This is a genomic window from Pinirhizobacter sp. (assembly GCF_035317885.1).
Classification (GTDB): Bacteria; Pseudomonadota; Gammaproteobacteria; order Xanthomonadales; family Rhodanobacteraceae; genus Pinirhizobacter.
Window position 1 is genome coordinate 1 of the sequence record NZ_DATHFX010000279.1, and the last position, 5,193, is coordinate 5,193.

Genomic DNA, 5,193 nt, shown 5'->3' on the forward strand with positions numbered 1-5,193 from the left:
GTTGCCATCCGCCATTGGTGGACCTGTCCGCCGGCAGCACGCGTCCGGGCATTTCCCGTGACCGTGGCGCTCTCGGCGATGCTGTTCCCGATCAACACGCACCTGGCTTTTTATTCCGCGTGGTGGGGGCTGCTGTTTGCCTGGCTGCTGGCGCTGTGGTGCGCGGCGCTGTATGCGGACATCCCGGACACGGCTGACAAGGCAGTGGCATGACCCGCGAACCGCTCTCGGTGGTGCTCATCACCTACAACAACGCCGATACGCTCGACCGCGTACTGGCTGAAGTGTCCTGGGCCGAGGAAATCGTCGTCCTGGATTCAGGCTCCACCGACGCCACGGTTGCGATTGCGCGCAGGCACGGTGCCCACGTCGAGGTACACCCCTTCGACGATTATGGCCCTCAGAAACAGCGTGCCTACGCCCTGGCCCGCCACGACTGGATTCTCAACCTCGATGCCGACGAGGTGTTGTCACCCGGTACGCGCCAGGTGATCGAGCAAGCACTCCAGGCGCCGCGCCACGCTGGCTTCCGCCTGCCGCGACGCGAACGCATGTTCTGGACAGTGCAGCACCGGTGGTCGTGGCGGAATCCGCACCTGCGACTGTTCGACCGGCGCCGCGGCCGCATGAACGACGTGGAAGTGCACTCGGCTGTCGAAGTGGACGGGCCGGTGCGCAACCTGTGGCGTGCGGACTTCGTCAACGACGGTGACGGCGACATTGCCACGCGGGTGGAGAAGATCAACCGCTATACCACCGGCATGGTGGCGCACAAGCTGCGCAAGCAGCAACGCTTCACCGGTTTGCGCATGGTGTTCTACCCACCGTTGTTTTTCCTGCGGCAGTACCTGCTTAAGCGCTATTTCCTCAACGGCTGGGCCGGCTTCATTGCCAGCGTCACCGGCGCGTTCTATGCGTTCTTGAAATACGCCAAGCTGCATGAAGCGCGGCGACAGGGTCGTCGCTAGCCGCTTTCATCAGGCAGCCGCACGGTTGTGGAGCGGGTGGTTGTCCATGGCCGGTTGCGATACGTGGTTTGGATCCAGTGCCCTGGCAAGCATGTCCATCGCTTCGGCCCGCAATGCCTCGCGGCGGCGAAAGGCCGAGCGATGCTTGCTCTCGATATCGGCGATGTTGCGCACCGCGTCGCGGGAGGGAAGGTCGAACATGCCGTCGGCGGCGAGCACGCCGCCGGCCTCGCGCCAGAACCCGTTGTAGTCCGATTTGATCTTGTCGTGCTTGTGGGCAAACGGATGCACGGCCTGGCCCACGCCGCGCACGTGGTCACTGCCGTAGATCCCCGCCACCGCGTAAACCAGGGATAACAGCAGGTTCTTCGGCCGCAGGCCATGGCACTGGCGGGTGAGGTCGCGCACCGCTTCCTTGCCTTCACTGGCCTTGGCGCCCTGGACGCATCCAACGAGCAAGGTCCGGCCCTCGTCGGCGACGGTCAGGATCACCGAAGAAAGATGAGTGCCGTCGGTGTCGCACAGGTAAATTCCCAGCTCGCCCTCCAGGCCTTTCACCGGCGGTGCCTTCAACACGATATCCACCTGGCTGCCGTCGCGCAGGGTGAGCTGGCCAATGCGATGTTCCCGATCTACGTACACCGCCTTCACCAACGCTGCCGGCCAGTGGCGGATGATGAAATCGTAGTGGCCATGCACCAGGGCAAGCCGGGTGGCGGGATCGAAGCCGAGGTTGATGTAGCGGTGCTGGTAGCGCTCGAACAGGCGGGGATCGCGGGCGACCACGGCGGGCATCGGCGACGTATCGTGGATGAAACCAAGCCATGCGCGATGGCGTGCTTTCACCTGCAGCGAGCGGACCAGGTATTTGGCGGCGCAGGCCGCACGCTTGAGCGCATGACCGTGCCAATCGGTGCGGGCGCGAAGCGATGAAGCAATAAGCGAATCGTGCATGGGGAAGTGTCGCCATCCAATGGAGATTGGGCGACGTTCTACGCACGCGTGCTTTCCGGTTTCTTACGAAAGCTTTCTGAATCTTTCGCCGTGATCGCGCTTTCTTTCGCGCCGCTTCCAGCTTCTTTCCGCGGTCTTTCCGCCACGTGCGACGCCCCTTCAGTAAATGCGGGGTTCGCCCGGTGGGCGTGTTTTGAAACGTTTATGAACCCAGAGATACTGCTCCGGTGCTTCGCGCACCATGCGCTCGACTTCCTCGTTGACGCGTACGGTATCGGTAGCGGCGTCGGTGCCGGGAAAGCCGGGCATCGGCGGGGCAAGTCGCAGCACGTAGCCGCCGCCGTTGGCCAGCCGCCGATGGAAGAACGGTATGACCACGGCACCGGACATCCGGGCCAGGTGGTGCGTCGCGGTGATGGTGGCAGCGGGCACGCCGAAGAACGGCGCGAAGACGTTGTCCTTGCTGCGCATGTCCTGGTCGGGGGCGTACCACAGGGTGCCGCCGGCGCGCAGGTACTTCACCGTGCCGCGCAGGTCGTCCTTGTCGAACATGGCATCGGCATAGTGCAGGCGCGAGCGCAGCACCACCCATTCGAATACCTCTGAATCCATTCGTCGGTACATGCCGGCGATGCGGATGCGGCTGGATACCAGGCGGGCAGCCAGTTCAAGGTGGGAGAAATGCCCGCCCACCAGCAGCACACCACGGCCGGCATCACGTGCCACCTGCAGGTGCTCCAGGCCTTCGATGCGCAAAGGCACGCGGGCGATGGCGCGATCGCTGCCCATCCAGCCCAGCGCGAACTCCACCAGCATCATGCCGACATCGCGCAAGTTCGCCCGGACCAGTGCACGCTGGGCATCGGCGTCGAGTTCGGGAAAACATAGCGCGATATTGGTGGCGGCGATCTGCCGGCGTTCCTTGTTCAGTACCAGCGCCAGGTTGCCGATGAAACGGCCCAGCCCCTCCAGTACGCGCCATGGCAGATGGGCCACCAGCCAGATCACGCCCACGCCGATCCAGGCCGGCCAGTGGCGCGGGCCGAGCAAGCGGCGGGGAAGGGGAGTCAGGACGGCACCGGGCATCAGCCCATTCTACCGGTCGGGCCACGGCGGGGCACGGGTATACTGGTGCGCTAAGCTGAGCAAGGGGTCTGCTTCTTTGCGCTTCCTGTACACCCTGGCCATGTACCTGGTGACGCCGATCATCGTGATGCGGCTGCTTGCGCGTGGTGTCCGCTATCGTGGCTACCACCGCCGCTGGCGCGAACGCTTCGGCATATTCCCCGCGCCCGGGATCAACGGCAGCCTGTGGGTGCACGCGGTGTCGGTGGGTGAGGTCAATGCCGCCGAGCCCCTGGTGAAAGCGTTGATGCTGGCCTATCCCGATGCGCCTCTGGTGGTGACTACGGTCACGCCCACGGGCTCCGAGCGCGTGTTGCAACTGTTCGGTGAAAGCGTGCACAGCGTGTACCTGCCGTACGACCTTCCCTTCGCCGTACGCAGCTTCCTGCGCAAGATCCGGCCGCGGTTGGCGGTGATCGTGGAGACGGAAATCTGGCCGAACCTCTATTTCGGCTGCCGCCGCCGCGGCATTCCCCTGTTGATTGCCAATGCCCGTTTGTCAGAGCGTTCGCTGCGCGGCTACGCGCCGCTGAAAGGCCTGGTGCGCGCGGCGCTTCGTTGCGTCAGCCACATTGCCGCGCAGTCGCGAACCGATGCCGCGCGCTATCGCCTGCTGGGGGCGGAGCCAACCCAGCTATCGGTGGTGGGCAATCTCAAGTTCGACATGCCGCTTCCTGCCGCGACCAAGGGCGGCGGCCAGGGATTCCGTGATGCCTGGGGTACCGCGCGGCCGGTGTGGATCGCCGCCAGCACCCACGAGGGTGAGGAAATGCCCGTGCTCGAGGCGCACCTGAAGGTGCTCGAGCGCCTGCCCGACGCCCTGCTGCTGATCGCTCCGCGCCACCCCGAACGTTTCCGCCAGGTAGAAGGCGCGGTGCGCAACCTTGGTTTCACCGTGGCGGTGCGCAGCGTCGATGGCTTGCCGGGGCACGCTACGCAATGCTTCGTGATCGACACCATGGGCGAGCTGATGCCCTTCTACGCCTCGGCTGACGTTGCCTTCGTCGGTGGCAGCCTGGTACCCATCGGCGGCCATAACGTGCTGGAACCCGCCGCGCTTTCGACACCCGTGGTGGTAGGGCCGCACACCTTCAATTTCGAGGAAATAACCAACACGCTGGTGCAGGAAGGCGGCGGCGTACGCCTGCACGAGGCGTCGGAGCTCGGTGATGCAGTGCGTGCACTGTTGCGCGACGGCAACGAGCGTCGGCAGATGGGCGATTGCGCCCGGCACGTGTTCGAAAGCGAACGTGGCGCCGTGGAACGCGTGATGCGCCTGGTGGATCGCCTGCTGGAGGAATAACCACGCGCGATCCGCCGGTCGCGATCCGGGGTCAGAGTTTTCACTCTGACCCCCGCTTTCTACTACCGTTTACTGGAGCAGCGCGTTTACCGCTTCCAGGTCCTTGATGTCCACTTCACCAGCGGTCTGCTTCAGCAGCAGCTTGTTCAGCACGAACTGGTGGCGGGACTGCGAATAGTTGGACAGTGACTGGGTCAGGTTCTGCTGGGCAATCAGCACGTCGACGATGGTGCGGGTACCCACTTCGAAACCGGCCTGTGTGGCGTCGCGGGCGCTCTGCGAGGAGGTCACTGCGGCCTTGGTGGCTTCCACCTGGCTGATGCCCGCTACCACCGAACGGTAGAAGTTCAGCGTGTCGCGGGTGACCTGGCGGCGCGTGGCTTCGAGCACGTCCTGCGAGGCATCGCGGCTGTAGATCGCCTGGCGGACACGCGATTGAGTTGCGCCGCCGGAGAAGATGGGGATGGACAACGTCACACCGACCGTGGTGGACGGGTGGTTGTTGGTGCCGCCGGTGGCACTGTTGAGGTCGATGCCACCGTTCTGCGTCCACTGGCTGGTGCGTCCCCAGCCGGCCGTGGCATTGATGGTGGGCAAGTGACCCGCACGCGCGGCGTTGATCGAGGCCTCGGAAGATTCCACTTGGAACTGCGCCGAAGCCACGGTGGGGCTGTAGTGCATGGCCGTATCGACCCAGGTCTTCGGATCGTTCGGTGCTGGCGGGGTCATGGGCAGGTCTTCGCGCAGCTTTTTAAGCTCGCCCACCGGCTGGCCGGTGATCTGCGTCAGCGCTTCGCGCGAATCCGCAAGCGTGTTCTCGGCAACGATGACCGAGGCGACCGA

General features: G+C 64.7%; 5 protein-coding genes and 1 pseudogene. 3 read left to right on the forward strand and 3 right to left on the reverse strand.

Annotated elements, in window-relative coordinates; all coding sequences use genetic code 11:
• Window positions 1-213, forward strand: a pseudogene (locus tag VK519_RS09035) (O-antigen ligase family protein); the annotation flags it as partial.
• Window positions 210-968 carry a glycosyltransferase family 2 protein gene (locus tag VK519_RS09040; RefSeq protein WP_324349182.1) on the forward strand — a complete coding sequence of 253 codons (759 nt, stop codon included), beginning with the start codon at window positions 210-212 and terminating at the stop codon, window positions 966-968. The pseudogene VK519_RS09035 and the gene VK519_RS09040, both read left to right, overlap by 4 nt.
• 9 nt (window positions 969-977) lie before the next feature.
• On the opposite strand, the gene VK519_RS09045 is transcribed toward VK519_RS09040, so the two are convergent.
• Window positions 978-1,922 carry a VirK/YbjX family protein gene (locus tag VK519_RS09045; RefSeq protein WP_324349184.1) on the reverse strand — a complete coding sequence of 315 codons (945 nt, stop codon included), beginning with the start codon at window positions 1,920-1,922 and terminating at the stop codon, window positions 978-980.
• Window positions 1,923-2,081: 159 nt separating this feature from the next.
• Window positions 2,082-3,008 carry an LpxL/LpxP family Kdo(2)-lipid IV(A) lauroyl/palmitoleoyl acyltransferase gene (lpxL, locus tag VK519_RS09050; protein WP_324349186.1) on the reverse strand — a complete coding sequence of 309 codons (927 nt, stop codon included), beginning with the start codon at window positions 3,006-3,008 and terminating at the stop codon, window positions 2,082-2,084.
• Between the two features lie 76 nt (window positions 3,009-3,084).
• On the opposite strand from lpxL, the gene waaA reads away from it, so the two are divergent.
• Complete coding sequence (gene waaA / locus VK519_RS09055) at window positions 3,085-4,350, forward strand: lipid IV(A) 3-deoxy-D-manno-octulosonic acid transferase (RefSeq protein WP_324349187.1); 1,266 nt, start codon at window positions 3,085-3,087, stop codon at window positions 4,348-4,350.
• A gap of 69 nt (window positions 4,351-4,419) precedes the next feature.
• On the opposite strand, the gene VK519_RS09060 is transcribed toward waaA, so the two are convergent.
• A partial coding sequence (locus VK519_RS09060) for a TolC family protein (RefSeq protein ID WP_324349188.1) occupies window positions 4,420-5,193 on the reverse strand: 774 nt, incomplete at its 5' end.